Here is an 18,989-nt window from a genome sequence, read left to right on the forward strand (position 1 = left end):
CCTGTTATGTGTTGGATCCATCTCTAGCATAGCCGCTGATGGCCAATTTGCACTATTGAAATTTTTCCTACAGAAGGCTCTAGAACGGGCGTTTCAGAGAAAAGCATTGAGATAGAGCTGTTGCTTTGGTCAGGTTGGCACCGGACTGGACAAATGTGGCGAGGGAGTTCGCTCCCGCTGGGTGTAGGAGCTGGCGCAGCCTGCGATCTTTTGATCTTGATCTTTCACTTTGGGACTCCATGGGTTTTGGAAAGATCGCAGCCTCGCTTCGCTCGACAGCTCCTACACACCTCCTACACAGCGCCTACAAGGATCGTGCGCCCTATAATGGGTTTGGTGGTAAGCTCGCGCACCATGAATATCTACAGCTCTCGCCCCGTTGTCCTCTGTCTCTCCGGCCACGATCCCAGTGGCGGCGCCGGTTTGCAGGCAGATATCGAAGCCCTGCTCGCCCAGGGCTGTCATGCCGCCCCGGCCGTAACCGCATTGACCGTGCAAGACACCGTCAACGTCAGCGATTTCCGCGTGCTCGATCGCGAGTGGGTGCTGGCGCAAGCCAATGCCGTGCTCAACGATTCGCCGGTAGCGGCGGTCAAGCTGGGGATGCTCGGCTCACTGGAAATGGTCGACACGGTGGTCGAACTGCTCCAGGCCCACCCGCATCTGCCGATGGTCTGCGACCCGGTGCTGCGCGCCGGCGGTGGCGGGCGACTGGGCAAGGATGAAGTCGGCTACGCCATGCGCGAACGCCTGCTGCCCCTGGCCATCATCGCCACCCCCAACCTGCCCGAAGCACGCATCCTCGCCGAACTGCCCGAGGGCAGCGCCGACGCGTGCGCGGAAAAACTGCTGCCCTTCGTCAAACACCTGTTGATCACCGGCGGTCACGGCGACGAACATGAAGTCCATAATCGCCTGTACAGCCGCGATGGCCGCCGTGAAACCTTTACCTGCCAGCGCTTGCCCGGCAGCTACCACGGCTCCGGCTGCACCCTGGCCAGCGCCCTGGCCGGTCGGCTGGCCCAGGGCGAACAACTCGCCAGCGCCGTCAAGACAGCGCTGGATTACACCTGGCGCACCTTGCGCGATGCCGAACAACTGGGCAAAGGCCAGTTCGTGCCGCGTAGGCTGCCGCTGGATTTCTGCTCGTAGCACCGGAGGCCTGTGGAATGAAATTACGTGGCCTGTACGCCATCACCGATAGCCAATTGCTGGCCGGCAAGTTCCTTGCTTATGTCGAAGCGGCGCTGGAAGGTGGCGTGACCCTGCTGCAATACCGCGACAAAAGCAGCGACGAAGCCCGCCGCCTGCGGGAGGCCGAAGCCCTGCGCAACCTGTGCGAGCGCTACAAGACCCAGTTGATCATCAACGACGACGCCGAACTGGCCGCGCGCCTGGGCGTCGGTGTGCACCTGGGCCAGACCGATGGCCCGCTGGCGCCGGTGCGGGCGCTGCTCGGGCACAAGGCGATCGTCGGCGCCACCTGCCACGCCAGCCTGGCCCTGGCCGAACAGGCCGCCAGCGAAGGCGCCAGTTATGTCGCGTTCGGGCGTTTCTTCAACTCCAACACCAAGCCCGGCGCCCCCAGCGCAAACCTTGAACTGCTCGGACAGGCGCGCATCAAACTGCATATTCCGGTATGCGCCATCGGCGGCATCACCCTGGAGAACGCCGCCCCGCTGGTGGCCCACGGGGTCGACCTGCTGGCGGTGGTCCACGGCCTGTTCGGCGCCGACAGCAGCGCTGAAGTGACGCGCCGCGCCCGCGCCTTCAACGAGCTGCTGCAGATCAAATAGTCCATTTTTCGTTTTCGAGAGCCCAACCATGTCCCGTTCCGAAACCCTGTTTACCAATGCCCAGAAACACATCCCCGGCGGCGTGAACTCGCCTGTTCGTGCGTTCAAGAGCGTCGGCGGCACCCCGCTGTTCTTCAAGCACGCCGAAGGCGCGTACGTCACCGACGAAGACGACAAGCGTTACGTGGACTATGTCGGCTCCTGGGGCCCGATGATCCTCGGCCACAGCCATCCCGACGTGCTGGATGCGGTGCGCAAGCAATTGGTCCACGGCCTGTCCTACGGCGCCCCGACCGCGATGGAAACCGAGATGGCCGACCTGGTCTGCTCGATCGTGCCGTCGATGGAAATGGTGCGCATGGTCAGCTCCGGCACCGAGGCGACCATGAGTGCGATCCGCCTGGCGCGGGGCTACACCGGTCGCGACAGCATCATCAAGTTCGAAGGCTGCTACCACGGTCACTCCGACAGCCTGCTGGTCAAGGCCGGCTCCGGCGCACTGACCCAGGGCGTGCCGAGTTCGGCCGGTGTGCCGGCGGCGTTCGCCAAACACACCCTGACCCTGCCGTTCAATGACCTTGAAGAAGTCGAGAAGATGCTCGGCGAAGTCGGCCAGGAAGTGGCGTGCATCATTGTCGAGCCGGTGGCCGGCAACATGAACTGCGTGCCGCCGGCGCCGGGTTTCCTCGAAGGCCTGCGCAGCTTGTGCGACCAGCATGGCGTGGTGTTGATTTTCGATGAAGTGATGACCGGCTTCCGCGTGGCCCTCGGCGGCGCCCAGGCCCATTACGGCGTCACGCCGGACCTGAGCACCTTCGGCAAGATCATCGGCGGCGGCATGCCGGTGGGCTGTTTCGGCGGCAAGCGCGCCATCATGGAATGCATCGCACCGCTGGGCCCGGTCTACCAGGCCGGCACGCTATCGGGCAACCCGTTGGCCATGGCCGCCGGCCTGACCACCCTGCGCCTGATCAGCCGCCCGGGCTTCCACGCCGAACTGACCGACTACACCACTCGCCTGCTCGACGGCCTGCAGATCCGCGCCGATGCGGCGGGTATTCCCTTCGTGACCACTCAGGCCGGCGGCATGTTCGGCCTGTATTTCAGTGGCGCCGATGACATCGTCACCTTCGAAGACGTCATGGCCAGCGATGCCGACCGGTTCAAGCGCTTCTTCCACCTGATGCTCGACGGCGGTGTGTACCTGGCCCCGAGTGCGTTCGAAGCCGGCTTCACCTCCATCGCCCATGGCGAGACCGAGCTGAAGATCACCCTCGATGCAGCCGAACGGGCCTTCGCGGCACTGAAGTAAGCCTGTGGATAACTGACGCTGGCTGAAGCTGGCGTCAGTGATTGCTGACACCCCCCCGCCCTTTTCCTACGTATTTATGCCCGAAGCTGCTATTAGCATTCCCGTGCAGCAGAAAAACGAGTAAAGACTTTGTAAGGATGGCCCCGCTTATTTCATAATGCGCGCTTATTGGATCCCCCGGAGGGTCCGCGCGCCCCTCAGAGGTAAGTCGATTCCCATGAACCGCACCGGCCGCACCCTTGCCTTGGGCTGCCTGTTGCTCCTTCAGCCGCTGCTGGCGAATGCACAGGCAGGCGGCAACTCGTTGTTGATCCCGGCGCTGGGCCGTTGCACGCTCAATACCCAGCCACAAGATCTCGCACCGGCACTCGACGCCTGTCAGAAAGCGGCGGACGCAGGCGATGCACAAGCGCAATACGAGTTGGGCGAGTTCTACTACGAAGGCAAGGCTGCACCCCGCGACCTCAAGCAAGCCCTCAACTACTTCGAAAAAGCCTCGCTGCAAGGCCATGCCCAGGCGCAATTCAAGCTCGGCGGCATGTTCTTCCATGGCGAAGGCGTGCCGGCCAACAACGTCCAGGCCTACATCGTCTTGAAGATGGCCGCGGTCAACGGCGCCGAAGATGCCCTGGACACCGCCGACGAAGTCGCCGAACAGATGCCCCGCGACGAGTTGGAAGTGGCGACCCAGGTGCTGGGCCAGATCTTTCGCAAATACCTGATGGAATTGCAGAACGCCGATGGGCGTACGCCTTTTTCGCCGCTGCCCTGAATCCCACAGCCTCTTGGCCGATGTAGGATGTAGGAGCTGTCGAGTGCAACGAGGCTGCGATCTTTCCCCAGGCAATTGAATCGAGAGCGAAAGATCAAAATCCAAGATCAAGATCAAAAGATCGCAGGCTTCGCCAGCTCCTACAGAGCCGGCGCAGCAATAAAATTATTTCCTACTTCTCAGGCATCGGCATCGGAAACGGCATCACGTTGCCGACCGCGCCGCGGGCTTCGCTGATTTTCGGCGTGCCCAGGCGTTCGACTTCGTCGATGCGCACGATCGAATGCATCGGCACGAAACTGCGCACCACGCCTTCGAACTGCGCCTTGAGCTTTTCTTCGCTCGGATCGACGACCACTTGCGTGCGCTCGCCAAAGACGAACTCTTCCACTTCCAGGAAGCCCCACAGATCACTTTGATAGATCTGCTTGGCGTACATTTCGAACACCTGGCCCTGGTTAAGGAAAATCACCTTGTAGATTGGAGCTTCACGTTTGGTCATGGCTGGCGAAACACATCGGCGGGTAAAAATGAGGGCGCGAACTATAGCATAGCCACTGCTCGCACAGCGGTAGGAACCGGTGGACTTGTTCCCTATAATGCGCGGTTCTTTGAATCACGTGATGACTCCGTCCATGGCCAAGAAGCTTTACATCGAAACCCACGGTTGCCAGATGAACGAGTACGACAGCTCGCGCATGGTCGATCTGCTGGGTGAACACCAGGCCCTGGAAGTCACCGCCCGCGCCGAAGACGCGGACGTGATCCTGCTCAATACTTGCTCGATCCGCGAGCGCGCCCAGGACCGGGTGTATTCCCAGCTGGGCCGCTGGCGCGAGCTGAAGCTGGCCAACCCGGAAATGGTCATCGCCGTGGGCGGTTGCGTGGCCAGCCAGGAAGGCGCGGCCATTCGTGATCGTGCCCCATACGTGGACGTGGTCTTCGGTCCGCAGACCTTGCACCGCCTGCCGGAAATGATCGACGCCGCGCGCACCACCAAGCTGCCGCAAGTGGATGTCTCGTTTCCGGAAATCGAAAAATTCGACCACCTGCCCGAACCGCGCATCGACGGCCCAAGCGCCTACGTGTCGGTGATGGAAGGCTGCAGCAAGTACTGCACGTTCTGCGTGGTGCCCTATACCCGCGGCGAGGAAGTCAGCCGACCGTTCGACGACGTGATCGCCGAGATCATCCACCTGGCGGAAAACGGCGTGCGCGAAGTGACCCTGCTGGGGCAGAACGTCAACGGCTATCGCGGCCTGACCCATGACGGGCGCCTGGCGGATCTCGCCGAGCTGATCCGCGTGGTGGCGGCGGTGGACGGCATCGACCGCATCCGCTACACCACGTCCCATCCGCTGGAGTTCTCCGACAGCCTGATCCAGGCCCACGCCGAGGTTCCCGAGCTGGTCAAGCACCTGCACTTGCCAGTGCAATCGGGTTCCGACCGGATCCTCGCGGCCATGAAGCGCAACCACACGGCGCTGGAGTACAAATCCAAGTTGCGCAAGTTGCGCGCGGCAGTGCCGGGCATCTGCATCAGCTCGGACTTTATCGTCGGTTTCCCCGGCGAAACCGAGAAAGACTTCCAGCAGACCATGAAGCTGATCGAAGACGTGGGCTTCGACTTCTCCTATTCCTTCGTCTACAGCCAGCGCCCTGGAACCCCGGCGGCCGACCTGGCGGACGACACCCCGGAAGAACTGAAAAAAGAGCGGCTCAACGCCTTGCAGCATCGCCTCAACCAGCAAGGTTTCGAAATCAGCCGACAAATGGTCGGTTCCGTCCAGCGGATTCTGGTGACCGATTATTCGAAAAAAGACCCCGGCGAGCTGCAAGGACGTACCGAAAACAACCGTATCGTCAATTTCCGTTGCGACACGCCGGCCCTGATCGGCCAGTTCGCCGATGTGCACATTGACGCCGCGCAACCGCACTCCCTGCGGGGTTCGCTGATTCAGTAACCCCGTACTTCCCGTGGGAGCGAGCTTGCTCGCGATAGCGGCATGACAGTCAATACTCATGTTGAATGTAAGGCCCCCATCGCGAGCAAGCTCGCTCCCACAGTGAATCGTGCCAAGCCTTGTGATCGGATTCGCCTGTTTAAGAGCTTTCGCACCCAGCCTACTGGCGCTATCCTTGGTTTCATCTCAATTGCCCCTGGGCGGCTAAAAACGACCTTGAACGCACCCATCGAACCACATCGCTTTATTCTCGAGCCCTTTGAGGCTCGCCGCTTCGCCAATCTGTGCGGGCAATTCGACGAGCACCTGCGCTTGATCGAACAGCGCCTGGCCATCGAGATCCGCAACCGCGGAAACCAGTTCGAGCTGATTGGCGAACCCAAGCACACCACCTCCGCGGAAAACCTGCTGCGCCGTCTCTACCGGGAAACCAAGGGGAGCGAGCTGTCGCCGGATACGGTCCACCTGTTCCTGCAGGAATCGGCTGTCGAAGAACTCGACAACCACGCCCCGTCGGAACCTGCCGTGGCCCTGCGCACGAAAAAAGGCATGATTCGCCCGCGCGGCTTGAATCAGCAGCGCTACGTGAAGGAAATCCTGGGCAACGACATCAACTTCGGCATCGGCCCGGCCGGTACCGGCAAGACCTACCTGGCCGTGGCCTGCGCCGTCGATGCGCTGGAGCGCGAACAGGTGCGGCGCATCCTGCTGGTGCGACCGGCAGTCGAAGCGGGTGAAAAACTCGGCTTCCTGCCCGGCGACCTGGCCCAGAAGATCGACCCGTACCTGCGCCCGCTCTATGACGCGCTGTATGAAATGCTCGGCTTCGAATACGTCGCCAAGCTGATCGAGCGGCAGGTCATTGAGGTCGCGCCGCTGGCCTACATGCGCGGTCGTACCCTGAACAACAGCTTCATCATCCTCGACGAAAGCCAGAACACCACGGTCGAGCAGATGAAAATGTTCCTGACCCGGATCGGCTTCGGCTCCACCGCAGTCATCACTGGGGACATCACCCAGGTCGACTTGCCTAAAGGCACCAAGTCCGGGCTGAACCATGTGATCCAGGTGCTCAAGGACGTGCCGGGCATCAGTTTCACGCATTTCATGCCCAAGGACGTCGTGCGCCATCCGTTGGTGCAGCGCATTGTCGAAGCCTACGAGCGCTTCGAGCATCGCGCCGAGGAAGAGTCGCTCGACAGCAAAGGCAATGGCCGCAATGCTTGAACTCGACCTGCAGGTGGCCAGCGAACGCGCCGCCCCCAGCGAGGCCCAGTTCCGCCAATGGTGCGAACTGGCCCTGCGCCAGCGCAGTGCCGACTCGGAGCTGACGATCCGCCTGGTGGACGAGCCCGAAGGCCGCGAGCTGAACCACACCTGGCGGCAGAAGGACTACGCCACCAACGTGCTGTCGTTCCCCGCCGACGTGCCCGACGAACTGCTCGACATCCCGCTGCTGGGCGACCTGGTGATCTGCGTCCCGGTGGTGGAGCGTGAAGCGGCGGAACAAGACAAGACCCCTGAGGCCCACTGGGCCCATCTGGTGATTCACGGCTGCTTGCATCTACTGGGTTACGACCATATAGAAGATGACGAAGCCGAAGAAATGGAAACACTGGAACGGACGTTGCTTGCAGAGCTGGGTCATCCCGACCCTTACGCCGGCGACGAACACTGATACATCAACTGTAACGACAAAGGATTCAGAGTAATCGCTATGAGCGAAGATCGATCGAGCAACGGGCAGAAGTCATGGCTGGGCAAGCTCACCCAGGCTTTTGCCCATGAGCCGAAAAACCGCCAGGAGCTGCTGGAGCTGCTGCGCGATGCGCACCAGAACAAACTGCTGGACAGCGAAGCGCTGGCCATCGTCGAAGGCGCCATCCAGGTCGCTGACCTGCAAGTGCGGGACATCATGGTCCCGCGCTCGCAAATGGTCAGCATCAAGGCGACCCAGACCCCCCGTGAATTCCTGCCCGCCGTGGTCGACTCCGCTCACTCGCGCTACCCGGTCGTTGGCGAGAGCCATGACGACGTCATGGGCGTACTGCTGGCCAAGGACCTGCTGCCGCTGATCCTCAAGGAGAACGGCGACAGCTTCAACATCAAGGACCTGCTGCGCCCGGCCACTTTCGTGCCCGAGTCCAAGCGCCTGAACGTGCTGCTGCGTGAATTCCGCGCCAACCACAACCACATGGCCATCGTCATCGACGAATACGGCGGCGTGGCCGGCCTGGTCACCATCGAAGACGTACTCGAACAGATCGTCGGCGACATCGAGGACGAGCACGATGTCGAGGAAGACAGCTACATCAAGCCGCTGCCCAGCGGTGACTTCCTGATCAAGGCCCTGACGCCGATCGAGAACTTCAACGAATTCTTCGACAGTCAATTCTCCGACGATGAGTTCGACACTGTCGGCGGCCTGGTGATGAGTGCTTTCGGGCACCTGCCCAAGCGCAACGAAACCACGGAAATCGGCTCCTGGCGCTTCCGCATCCTCAATGCCGACAGCCGCCGGATTCACTTGCTGCGCCTGTCACCCATTGGCCGATAACCCCTGCGAGACCCGCTAAGGATATACATGCGCTGGATAACCCGCCCCGGCTGGCCCGGTAACCTGCTGGCCGTGGCGGCCGGTGCGATCACCACCCTGGCCCTGGCGCCGTTCGACCTCTGGCCGCTGGCCTTGCTGGCGGTCGGCTTGTTCTATGCCGGGCTGCGCGAGCTTTCGCCGCGTCAGGCCCTGGGCCGTGGCTGGTGTTTCGGTTTTGGCCTGTTCGGCGCCGGCACCAGTTGGATCTACGTCAGCATCCATAACTTCGGCGGCGCCTCGGTGCTGCTCGCCGGGCTGTTGATGCTGCTGTTCATCGCCGCCATCGCCTGGTTCTTCGCCCTGCCCGCCTGGCTGTGGGCGCGCTGGCTACGCCGCAACGAGGCGCCCTTGGCCGATGCCCTGGCGTTCGCCGCGTTGTGGTTGGGCCAGGAAGCCTTCCGCGGCTGGTTCCTCACCGGGTTCCCGTGGCTGTATTCCGGTTACAGCCAGCTCGACGGCCCCCTGGCCGGCCTCGCGCCGCTGGGCGGGATGTGGCTGATCTCCTTCACCCTGGCCCTGACCGCCGCGCTGCTGTACAACGCGCCCCGGCTGATCCGCGGCGCCCGCAAAGGTTTTATTGCCGCGGGCGTGCTGCTGTTGATCGGCCCGTGGGTGGCCGGCATGGCTCTCAAGGGGCATGCCTGGACCAGCCCCTCGGGCGACCCGCTGAGCGTCGCGGCGATCCAGGGCAACATCGAACAAAGCATGAAGTGGGACCCCGAACAGCTCAACGCGCAGTTGGCGCTGTACCGCGACATGAGCTTCGCCTCCAAGCGCGTCGACCTGCTGATCTGGCCGGAAACCGCGGTGCCGGTGCTCAAGGAATCCGCCCAGGGCTACCTGGACATGATGGGCAGTTTCGCCGCCGAGCGGCATTCAGCGTTGATCACCGGTGTGCCGATTCGGCAACTGGTGCACCACGAGAAGCGTTACTTCAACGGCATCACCGTGACCGGCGAAGGTGACGGTACCTACCTGAAGCAAAAACTCGTGCCGTTTGGCGAATACGTGCCGCTACAGGACATCCTGCGCGGCCTGATCGCCTTCTTCGACCTGCCCATGTCGGACTTCGCCCGGGGCCCGGTCGACCAGCCGTTGCTGCAAGCCAAGGGTTACCAGATCGCCCCGTTCATCTGCTATGAAGTGGTCTACCCGGAATTCGCCGCCAGCCTCTCGGCGCGCAGCGACCTTTTGCTGACCATCAGCAACGACACCTGGTTCGGCACCTCGATCGGCCCGCTGCAACACCTGCAAATGGCCCAGATGCGCGCCCTGGAAGCCGGCCGCTGGATGATTCGCGCCACCAACAACGGCGTGACTGGCCTGATCAACCCCTTCGGCCAGATCACCGCACAGATCCCGCAATTCGAACGCGGCATCCTGTATGGCGAAGTGGTGCCGATGCACGACCTGACCCCGTACCTGCAATGGCGCTCGTGGCCACTGATCATCTTGTGCGTGTTGCTGCTGGGCTGGGCGTTGGTGGCGAGCCGGATGGCCAAGACGGTTTAACACTCTGTAGGAGCTGCCGAAGGCTGCGATCTTTTGATCTTGAGCTTTTGACTTCGCTCGCGACTCAATTGTCTGGGGCAAGATCGCAGCCTCGTTGCACTCGGCAGCTCCTACGGACACATTCCAGCGGGATAATCCCTCGCCGCAACAGTGCTCAGCGATAGAACAACCAATACCCCACCAACCCCATCGCCTCATTCATCAACTGCCCGGACTGCCAGATCGACTTGAACTCCGGCATCCAGCCACCCAGTGGCCGGGCGTTGTCCGGGCCCAGGAAGCCGACAGGCGCCGGCACCACTTCAAATCCTGACCGCTCGAAACTCCAGACCGCCCGCGGCATGTGCCACGCCTGGGTCACCACCACGACCCGCTTGATGCCTTCCGGCAGCAGGATCTCGGCACTCATCCGGGCGTTTTCCCAGGTCGTGCGGCTGCGCGTTTCCTGCCAGCGTACGGTGATGCCGAAGTCGTCCTGCATCGAATCGGCCATCAACTTCGCTTCACTGGGTGGGGTGCCGTAGTGCAAGCCGCCGGTCGTCAGCACGGGCAAGCCCGAAGCCTTGGCCAGTCGCGCCGCATAACGCTGGCGTTCGAGGCCGACACCAGTGGGCTGGTCGGAACCCCAGGCCAAGTCACCGCGCTCGCGACCGGAACCCAGCACCACGATGGCGTCGGCACGCTGGGCCAGGGTCGCCCATTCGCTGCGCGGCAACGGCGGTTCACGCTCCAGTGCCTTGGCGCTCCACTGCACCACCACCGGCAGGCTCATCAGCCAGAAGCCGCCCAGGCCCACGGCGAAAAACAGGCGAGCCAGGCGCGGCCGCGAATGACGCCACCACCAGGCAAGCGCCAACAACAGCAAAAGAATGCCGGGCGGCAATAAAAGTTGTTTGATGAAATAGCGAAACGGCATCGGGCATCTCCATAGATGCCCGAAGCCTAGGTGGGTTGACGCAAAGCGACAACAGATTCGAAAAAACCTTGAATCGAAAAAAGCGACACGCGTGAATCCGGCGTTACTTGAACTGCAGTGACCGGACCTTTACAGCATCCTTGTCAGGCGTCCGGTCCTTGAGCCATACAACCTTGGCCGAACGGGGCGCATCGAGACGCTTGATTACCTGGGCCCCACTGGCGGGGGGTTGATGTCCGGCCTGTTCGAGGTAAGCCTCGACCAGTTCGAACTCTGCGGGGCTCAAGCCACGCAGCTCCAGCTCTACCGGACGCTCATCACGCAAGCGGCCGGCGGTTCTTGCAGCGTCCAGGGCCACCCCGAGACGATCGATCAGTTTTTCATACAACTCAGGTGTAGCGACTTTTCGTTGTGATTCAACCATCCCTCACCTCATTGAAGATAAGACTCACTCCCCATTGAGAAGCTTAGCTTCGCTGGGCAAACCGGCAGGGCGCCGCGACCAACGGCCCTGGACACGGGTTCCGGCCAGCGATCGTCGACGGCCAGCACGCAATCAGGGTTTCCCTCGGTAGAGCACGGTCATGTATGCTACGGCGCTTCCTGTAACTCCACTTCCAGCTTGGCTGGGCATCGAAAACGCCGCATTCGGCGTCGTCTGCGTCCAGTATGGCCACGAAGAGGATTGGGCCACCCCATTCAGTACAAAAGTAGCCATGCACGAACACTACCAGCCCCGTGAAATCGAAGCCGCCGCCCAGTCGTTCTGGGACGAGCAAAAGTCCTTTGAAGTCAGTGAACAGCCAGGCAAGGAGACTTACTACTGCCTGTCGATGTTCCCTTACCCCAGCGGCAAGCTGCACATGGGGCACGTGCGCAACTACACCATCGGCGACGTGATCTCCCGCTACCAGCGCATGCAAGGCAAGAACGTCCTGCAACCCATGGGTTGGGACGCCTTCGGCATGCCGGCGGAAAACGCCGCGATGAAGAACAACGTGGCCCCCGCCAAGTGGACCTACGAAAACATCGCCTACATGAAGACCCAGCTGCGCAGCCTGGGCCTGGCGGTGGACTGGTCCCGCGAAGTGACCACCTGCAAGCCGGACTACTACCGCTGGGAACAATGGCTGTTCACCCGCCTGTTCGAAAAAGGCGTGATCTACCGCAAGAACGGCACCGTGAACTGGGACCCGGTGGACCAGACCGTACTGGCCAACGAACAAGTGATCGACGGCCGCGGCTGGCGCTCCGGCGCGCTGATCGAAAAGCGCGAGATCCCCATGTACTACTTCAAGATCACCGCCTACGCGGATGAACTCCTGGAGAGTCTCGACGAGCTGACCGGTTGGCCCGAGCAGGTCAAGACCATGCAGCGCAACTGGATCGGCAAGTCCCGGGGCATGGAAGTGCAGTTCCCGTATGACGTTGCCTCCATTGGCGAAGCCGGCACCCTGAAAGTCTTCACCACCCGTCCGGACACGTTGATGGGCGCCACCTATGTGGCCGTGGCCGCCGAGCATCCGCTGGCCACCCTGGCGGCACAGAACAACCCCGAGCTGCAGGCGTTCATCGCCGAATGCAAGGGCGGCAGCGTCGCCGAAGCCGATGTCGCCACTCAAGAGAAGAAAGGCCTGGCGACGTCGTTGTTCGTCGAGCACCCGCTCACCGGCGAGAAGCTGCCGGTATGGGTCGCCAACTACGTGCTGATGCACTACGGCGACGGCGCGGTGATGGCCGTGCCGGCCCACGACGAACGGGATTTCGAATTCGCCCACAAGTACAACCTGCCGGTCAAACCGGTCGTGCGCACCAGCGCCGGCGACCAGACTCCGGCACCTTGGCAGGACGCCTATGGCGAACACGGCGAACTGATCAACTCCGGCGAGTTCAACGGCCTGGACTTCGCAGGTGCATTCGATGCCATCGAAGTCGCCCTGATCAAGAAGAACCTCGGTGCCTCGCGTACCCAGTTCCGCCTGCGGGACTGGGGCATCAGTCGCCAGCGCTACTGGGGCTGCCCGATCCCGATCGTGCATTGCGACACCTGCGGTGACGTACCGGTGCCGGAAGACCAACTGCCCGTGGTCCTGCCAGAAGACGTCGTGCCCGACGGCGCCGGCTCGCCCCTGGCACGCATGCCCGAGTTCTACGAGTGCAGTTGCCCGAAATGCGGCGCACCGGCCAAGCGTGAAACCGACACCATGGACACCTTCGTCGAGTCCTCCTGGTATTACGCGCGCTACGCCTCGCCGCACTATGAAGGCGGCCTGGTGGAAAAATCCGCGGCCGACCACTGGTTGCCGGTGGACCAGTACATCGGCGGCATCGAACACGCCATTCTTCACCTGCTCTATGCACGCTTCTTCCACAAGCTGATGCGTGACGAAGGCCTGGTGAGCTCCAACGAGCCGTTCAAGAACCTGCTGACCCAAGGCATGGTGATCGCCGAGACTTACTATCGTCGCGAAGCCAACGGTGCCTACACCTGGTTCAACCCGAGCGACGTCGAGCTCGAACGCGACAGCAAAGCCAAGGTCATCAGCGCCAGGCTGATCGCCGACGGGCTGCCGGTGGAAATCGGCGGTACCGAGAAAATGGCCAAGTCGAAGAACAACGGCGTCGACCCACAATCGATGATCGACCAGTTCGGCGCGGACACCTGCCGCCTGTTCATGATGTTCGCCTCGCCACCCGACATGAGCGCCGAATGGTCCGACTCGGGCGTCGAGGGCTCGCACCGCTTCCTCAAGCGCGTCTGGCGCCTGGCCCAAGCCCACGTCACCCAGGGCCTGCCGGGCAAACTGGACATCGCCGGCCTGAACGATGAGCAGAAAGCCGTTCGTCGCTCGATTCACCTGGCCATCAAGCAGGCCAGCCATGACGTCGGCCAGAACCACAAATTCAACACCGCCATCGCCCAGGTGATGACGCTGATGAACGTGCTGGAAAAAGCCGCGCAAGGCACCGAGCAGGATCGCGCGCTGATTCACGAAGGCCTGGAAGCCGTGACGCTGCTGTTGGCGCCGATCACCCCGCACATCAGCCACGAGCTGTGGAATCGACTGGGTCACGCCGACCCGGTGATCGACGCTCGCTGGCCGGTGGTGGACGAAACCGCGCTGGTGCAGGACAGCCTGACCCTGGTCATCCAGGTCAACGGCAAGCTGCGCGGCCAGATCGAAATGCCCGCCGCCGCCACACGTGAAGAAGTCGAAGCCGCTGCGCGGGCCAATGAAAACGTGCTGCGCTTTGTCGATGGCCTGACGATTCGCAAAGTGATCGTCGTGCCCGGCAAGCTGGTCAACATCGTCGCAAGCTAATTGGATCGGGCGCGAGGCTCAAGCCTGGCGCCGAATACAACCTGCGGGGTCGCATGGTCGACCCCCATAGGGTTCAAGGGGAGCAACAAGATGATCAAACGTAATCTGCTGGTAGTGGGCCTGGCGGTCCTGTTGAGCGCCTGCGGCTTCCAACTGCGCGGCACCGGCACCACCGAGCTGGCGATCAAGGAACTGGACCTCAGCGCACGGGACGCCTATGGCGAAACCGTGAAAATGCTGCGCCAGACCCTGGAGAACAGCGGTGTGAAAGTCTACAACGGCGCCCCGTACAAGCTGGTGCTGGCCAGTGAACAGCAAAGCCAGCGCAGCCTGAGCTACGCCGGCGCCGGTCGTTCGGCCGAGTACGAACTGACCAACGTCCTGAACTATGAGATCCGCGGCCAGAACGACCTGACACTGCTGGACGACAAGCTCCAGGTGCAAAAGGTCTACCTGCACGACGGCAACAACATCACCGGTTCCGACCAGGAATCCATCGAAGTGCGCGGCGAAATGCGTCGTGAGCTCGTACAAAGGATGATGCTGCGCCTGCAACAGCTGAGCCCGGCCCAACTGGACCAGTTGCAACAGACCGCCAACGCCAAGGCCAAGGCCGAGGCCGAAGCCCTGGAAGCGGCGCGCAAGGCTGAAGCGGAAACCCCGCAACAGTCGCCGATGCAGATCCCGGCTGAATAAGCCTTGCGGGGCGCTCCGGCGCCCCGCTCGCTTTCTCTTATGAAGCTCGCTCCCGCCCAACTCGGCAAACACCTGCAAGGCGCCCTCGCGCCGGTCTACGTCATCAGTGGCGATGACCCGCTGCTGTGCCAGGAAGCCGCCGACGCCATCCGCACGGCTGCACGCCAGCAAGGTTTCGACGAGCGCCAGGTCTTCGCCGCCGACGCCAGTTTCGACTGGGGCACGCTGCTGCAGGCCGGGGCGAGCATGTCGTTGTTCGCCGAAAAACGCCTGCTGGAACTACGCCTGCCCTCCGGCAAACCCGGGGACAAGGGCGCCGCTGCGCTGATCGAGTATTGCTCACGCCCGGCCGAGGACACGGTGCTGCTCATCAGCTTGCCGAAACTCGACGGCAGCGCGCAGAAGACCAAATGGGGCAAGGCCTTGGTCGAAGGCCCGCAGACCCAGTTCGTGCAGATCTGGCCGGTGGATGTCAGCCAGTTGCCCAGCTGGATCCGCCAACGCCTGTCCCAGGCCGGACTCTCGGCCAGCCAGGACGCGGTGGAGCTGATTGCCGCCCGGGTCGAAGGCAACCTGCTGGCCGCCGCCCAGGAAATCGAAAAACTCAAGCTGATGGCCGAAGGCGGGCAGATCACCGTGGAAACGGTGCAGGCTGCCGTGGCCGACAGTGCGCGCTTCGATGTCTTCGGCCTGACCGATGCGATCCTCAACGGTGAAGCCGCCCATGCCCTGCGCATGCTCGAAGGCCTGCGGGGCGAAGGCGTCGAGCCGCCGGTGATCCTCTGGGCCCTGGCCCGGGAGTTGCGCCTGCTGGCCAACCTGTCCCTGCAATACAGCCAGGGCGTACCGCTGGACAAAGCCTTCAGCCAGGCCCGCCCACCCATCTGGGACAAGCGCAAACCCCTGATGAGCAAGGCCCTGCAACGCTATTCGGCACCGCGCTGGGCACAATTGCTGCTCGAAGCCCAGCGCATCGATGCGCAGATCAAGGGCCAGGCCGCCGGCTCGCCGTGGATGAGCCTGAGTCGGTTGTCGTTGTTGATGGCCGGGCAGCGGCTGACTCTGCCAGCAGAATAAAAGATCGCAGCCTTCGGCAGCTCCTACAGAGATGTGCATTTCATTGTAGGAGCTGCCGAAGGCTGCGATCTTTTCCGCTCTTGATCCTACAAATATCGCCTCCATTTATCCTATGGACAACACCCCAACTCTGTCCCATGATTTGCCCCGCAAAACCATCCCCACGAGAGATCCCATCATGAGCAAAAAGCCATCCAGGCATGGCCCCAACAAGGCCAAGTCCATCGTCGCCCAGCCCCTGTTCCGCAGCCGCCAGGAACGACCCGCCAAGGGCAAAGGCAGCTACCGCCGCGAAGCCTTCCAGTCTGACCACTGGGAGGCTTCTTGCTTTCTGGCCGCTTGAAACACTCGGACAAGCCCTACGCCCCTTTCGCATGTTAAGGTCAGCACCTGATTTGTATTTCTGGACCCGTGCATGCCCTTCTGTCTTTCCCATCGTTGGCCACTGCGCCAAATGATTGTTGCCGCAAGCGTTGTCCTGCTTGTCGCCTGCGCCGAAAAACCTACCGCCGCCGACGCCCAACCGCTCCAGACCATTCCCGCCTCGACCGCTCCAGCCATCGTGCCGCCCGTGGTGCCCACCGGCGATGACCTGGCCATTGCGCCCACCCAGACCTTCGCTGAATGGCAGGCCGGGTTTCGCAAGGAAGCCCTGGCCGCCGGGATCCGTGCCGACTTGTTCGATCGTGCGTTTGTCGGCGTCAGTCCGGACATGAGCGTGATCAAGGCCGACCGCAGCCAGCCGGAATTCACCCGCCCCGTGTGGGAATACCTCGATGGCGCGCTGTCGCCACTGCGGGTCAACAAAGGCAAGAGTCTGATCCAGCAGAACGCCCAGGTCCTGCAAAGCATCGAGCAGCGTTACGGCGTCGATCGCGAAGCGCTGGTGGCGGTGTGGGGCATGGAGAGCAACTTTGGCCAGTTCCAGGGCAGCAAGTCGGTGATCAACTCCCTCGCGACCCTGGCCTACGAAGGACGACGCCCGGGCTTCGCCCATGCGCAATTGATCGCCGCGCTGCAAATCCTGCAACAGGGCGATATCACACCGGAAAAAATGCTCGGTTCCTGGGCCGGCGCCATGGGCCAGACCCAGTTCATCCCCACCACGTACAACACCCACGCGGTGGATTTCGATGGCGACGGCCGCCGCGACATCTGGGGCAGCTCCACCGATGCCTTGGCCTCGACTGCGCATTACCTGCAAAGCTCCGGCTGGCAACGTGGCCAGCCGTGGGGGTTCGAGGTCAATCTCGCCGAGGGCTTCGACTATACGCTGGCCGATGGCACGATCCGCAAGCCCGTCTCCGAATGGATCCGGCTGGGGGTTTCAGAATATGGCGGCTTGCCGATCGCCCCGGATGACAGGCAGCTATCGGCGTCCCTGCTCCTGCCGGCCGGCCATCGCGGCCCGGCGTTCCTGATCTTCGATAACTTCCGTGCCATCCTCAAGTACAACAACTCGTCGTCCTATGCCTTGGCGGTCGGGCTGTTGTCAAAGCGCTTTACCGACGGCGGGCTGATCTACGGCCAGTGGCCCAAGGAAGACCTGCCCCTGAGCCGCAGCGAGCGCATCGAACTGCAAACCCTGCTGGGCAAGCACAACTACGACGCGGGCAACCCCGACGGCATCATCGGCGCCAACACCCGCAAGGCCATCCGCAGCGCCCAGCAGTCGTTCGGCTGGCCGGCGGATGGGTATCCGACCCAGCAGTTGCTGGAGGCGTTGCGTAACCGCTGAATTGCCGTATGGCGGCTACCGCTATCGCGAGCAAGCTCACTCCCACAGGTTGACCGGAAACACCTGTGGGAGCGAGCTTGCTCGCGATGGCTGATTCGCAGGCGCTACATGACTAGCGACTGACCACCACATCCTGCTCCAACACCAACCTCTTCTCCCCCGCATCCAGCGTCACCAACGCCCCCATGGGCAAGGTCAGGTTCGGATCGCAATGCCCGCTGCGCCAGCCGGACAGCACCGGGATGCGCAACGGTGCGAAGGTCTGCTTGAGCAATCGATTCAACGCCTCGACGTCGACCCCGGCCACGTCCCCCACCAAGACACCGCGCAGCTGCGCCAACGTGCCGGCCAGGCGCAGCTGGGTCAGCAGTCGGTCGATGCGATACAGCGGCTCGTTGACATCTTCGATGAACAGGATCGCCCCTTCGGCGTCGATCTGATAAGGCGTGCCCATGGTCGCGGCGATCATCGACAGGTTGCCGCCCAACAGACGTCCGTGGGCGATGCCTGGCTCGACGGTGGTCAACGGGTAGGCTGCGGGGTGGTTCAGCTCGCTGCCGGCCTTCAACTGTCCACGCAGCAGGCTGAAAAACGAGGTGACGGTTGGGGGTTCCTTGTCGCCCAGCAGATCGGCGTTGAGCAGCGGGCCGTGGAAGGTCACGAAGCCTGCGTAACGGCTGATGGCCAGGTGCAGGGCAGTGATGTCGCTGTAGCCGACGAAGGGCTTGGGGTTGCGTTTTAGGAGTTCGAAGTCGATGCGATCCAGCAGGCGTGGTGTGCCGTAGCCGCCCCGCAGGCAGATGATGGCTTTGACTTCTGGGTCGGCGAAGGCGGTGTGCAGGTCGTCGAGGCGTATTTCGTCGCTGCCGGCCAGGTAGCCGTTTTTTTCGTAGACGCCTGGGAAGATTCGCAGCTCATGACCTCGGGCGCGCATCCATTGGATGGCTTTTTCCGTGTCCAGGGGGCCGGGGCCGGCGGGGGCGATCACGGCGATCAAGCCTTCTTGAGGGAGGGCTGGAACGGGGTGGTGTGGGGTTAGGTCCATGCGTTTCCCGCTTTGTCGGCTTGTGTGTATATCCGTTTCTTGTGTAACGGCTACTTATGGTTCCGCTCTTACAGCGGCTCACTTTTGAAAAGCGCAAAAGTAAGCAAAACGCTCTTGCCCCACCACTCGGTGCCTCGCCTAGGCTCGGCATGCCCGAACGCAGGCAATGCTCCGTGGGCCGCCGCGAAGGGCCATCCATGGCCCAGCGCGGCTATCCCGGCATCCATGCCGGGATGCCCACT

At 62.4% G+C, this 18,989-nt stretch carries 18 protein-coding genes; 14 read left to right on the plus strand and 4 right to left on the minus strand.

Annotated elements, in window-relative coordinates; genetic code table 11:
• The first annotated feature begins 354 nt into the window (after positions 1–354).
• The 4 genes from BLQ55_RS27145 to BLQ55_RS27160 all read left to right on the plus strand — a co-directional run bounded on the left by BLQ55_RS27145 (position 355) and on the right by BLQ55_RS27160 (position 3,880).
• Complete coding sequence (locus BLQ55_RS27145; protein ID WP_092205544.1) at positions 355–1,152, plus strand: hydroxymethylpyrimidine/phosphomethylpyrimidine kinase; 798 nt, start codon at positions 355–357, stop codon at positions 1,150–1,152.
• A gap of 17 nt (positions 1,153–1,169) precedes the next feature.
• Positions 1,170–1,796, plus strand: coding sequence for a thiamine phosphate synthase (gene thiE, locus BLQ55_RS27150; RefSeq protein WP_092258445.1), 627 nt, complete (start codon positions 1,170–1,172; stop codon positions 1,794–1,796).
• A gap of 28 nt (positions 1,797–1,824) precedes the next feature.
• Entirely contained in the window at positions 1,825–3,108 is a 1,284-nt protein-coding gene (gene hemL, locus BLQ55_RS27155) for a glutamate-1-semialdehyde 2,1-aminomutase (RefSeq protein WP_092258448.1), read from the plus strand.
• Positions 3,109–3,325: 217 nt separating this feature from the next.
• Entirely contained in the window at positions 3,326–3,880 is a 555-nt protein-coding gene (locus BLQ55_RS27160) for a tetratricopeptide repeat protein (RefSeq protein ID WP_072411482.1), read from the plus strand.
• Between the two features lie 172 nt (positions 3,881–4,052).
• Here the strand turns inward: BLQ55_RS27160 and BLQ55_RS27165 are convergent, their stop codons facing one another.
• Positions 4,053–4,382 (minus strand): DUF1820 family protein, encoded by a 330-nt coding sequence (locus BLQ55_RS27165; RefSeq protein ID WP_003185742.1) that lies wholly within the window; start codon positions 4,380–4,382, stop codon positions 4,053–4,055.
• Between the two features lie 133 nt (positions 4,383–4,515).
• Here BLQ55_RS27165 and miaB point away from each other — a divergent pair, with 133 nt between their 5' ends.
• From miaB to lnt, 5 genes are all read left to right on the plus strand, one after another.
• The gene (miaB, locus tag BLQ55_RS27170) at positions 4,516–5,844 is read left to right on the plus strand and encodes a tRNA (N6-isopentenyl adenosine(37)-C2)-methylthiotransferase MiaB (RefSeq protein ID WP_176814258.1); all 1,329 of its coding nucleotides are present in this window, start codon (positions 4,516–4,518) and stop codon (positions 5,842–5,844) included.
• A 216-nt stretch (positions 5,845–6,060) separates the two neighbouring features.
• On the plus strand, positions 6,061–7,071 hold the full coding sequence (locus BLQ55_RS27175; protein WP_092205533.1) for a PhoH family protein: 1,011 nt from the start codon (positions 6,061–6,063) through the stop codon (positions 7,069–7,071).
• Positions 7,064–7,522: an rRNA maturation RNase YbeY gene (gene ybeY, locus BLQ55_RS27180; protein ID WP_092205534.1), complete on the plus strand. Its 459-nt coding sequence runs from the start codon at positions 7,064–7,066 to the stop codon at positions 7,520–7,522. The genes BLQ55_RS27175 and ybeY overlap by 8 nt, the downstream gene beginning before the upstream one ends.
• A 39-nt stretch (positions 7,523–7,561) precedes the next feature.
• Entirely contained in the window at positions 7,562–8,401 is an 840-nt protein-coding gene (locus tag BLQ55_RS27185) for an HlyC/CorC family transporter (RefSeq protein ID WP_092173903.1), read from the plus strand.
• Positions 8,402–8,428: 27 nt separating this feature from the next.
• A complete protein-coding gene (gene lnt, locus BLQ55_RS27190; RefSeq protein ID WP_092205535.1) occupies positions 8,429–9,952 on the plus strand; it encodes an apolipoprotein N-acyltransferase in 1,524 nt (507 codons plus the stop codon).
• Between the two features lie 154 nt (positions 9,953–10,106).
• On the opposite strand, the gene BLQ55_RS27195 is transcribed toward lnt, so the two are convergent.
• Both BLQ55_RS27195 and BLQ55_RS27200 read right to left on the minus strand, forming a co-directional pair.
• Complete coding sequence (locus BLQ55_RS27195; protein WP_092258454.1) at positions 10,107–10,868, minus strand: YdcF family protein; 762 nt, start codon at positions 10,866–10,868, stop codon at positions 10,107–10,109.
• Between the two features lie 103 nt (positions 10,869–10,971).
• Positions 10,972–11,292, minus strand: coding sequence for a hypothetical protein (locus BLQ55_RS27200; RefSeq protein WP_092205537.1), 321 nt, complete (start codon positions 11,290–11,292; stop codon positions 10,972–10,974).
• A gap of 292 nt (positions 11,293–11,584) precedes the next feature.
• On the opposite strand from BLQ55_RS27200, the gene leuS reads away from it, so the two are divergent.
• The 5 genes from leuS to BLQ55_RS27225 all read left to right on the plus strand — a co-directional run bounded on the left by leuS (position 11,585) and on the right by BLQ55_RS27225 (position 17,702).
• Positions 11,585–14,191, plus strand: coding sequence for a leucine--tRNA ligase (gene leuS / locus BLQ55_RS27205; protein ID WP_092258457.1), 2,607 nt, complete (start codon positions 11,585–11,587; stop codon positions 14,189–14,191).
• A gap of 90 nt (positions 14,192–14,281) precedes the next feature.
• Positions 14,282–14,887: an LPS-assembly lipoprotein LptE gene (gene lptE / locus BLQ55_RS27210; RefSeq protein ID WP_092258460.1), complete on the plus strand. Its 606-nt coding sequence runs from the start codon at positions 14,282–14,284 to the stop codon at positions 14,885–14,887.
• Between the two features lie 39 nt (positions 14,888–14,926).
• Complete coding sequence (holA, locus tag BLQ55_RS27215) at positions 14,927–15,964, plus strand: DNA polymerase III subunit delta (protein WP_092258463.1); 1,038 nt, start codon at positions 14,927–14,929, stop codon at positions 15,962–15,964.
• A gap of 178 nt (positions 15,965–16,142) precedes the next feature.
• Complete coding sequence (gene arfA / locus BLQ55_RS27220; RefSeq protein ID WP_092205541.1) at positions 16,143–16,307, plus strand: alternative ribosome rescue factor ArfA; 165 nt, start codon at positions 16,143–16,145, stop codon at positions 16,305–16,307.
• A gap of 72 nt (positions 16,308–16,379) precedes the next feature.
• Complete coding sequence (locus tag BLQ55_RS27225; protein WP_092205542.1) at positions 16,380–17,702, plus strand: lytic murein transglycosylase; 1,323 nt, start codon at positions 16,380–16,382, stop codon at positions 17,700–17,702.
• Between the two features lie 112 nt (positions 17,703–17,814).
• On the opposite strand, the gene BLQ55_RS27230 is transcribed toward BLQ55_RS27225, so the two are convergent.
• Positions 17,815–18,747, minus strand: coding sequence for a S66 peptidase family protein (locus BLQ55_RS27230; RefSeq protein ID WP_092258466.1), 933 nt, complete (start codon positions 18,745–18,747; stop codon positions 17,815–17,817).
• Positions 18,748–18,989: the final 242 nt, after the last annotated feature.

Source organism: Pseudomonas sp. NFACC13-1 (assembly GCF_900104425.1).
In the GTDB taxonomy this organism is placed as follows: Bacteria; Pseudomonadota; Gammaproteobacteria; order Pseudomonadales; family Pseudomonadaceae; genus Aquipseudomonas; species Aquipseudomonas fluorescens_AA.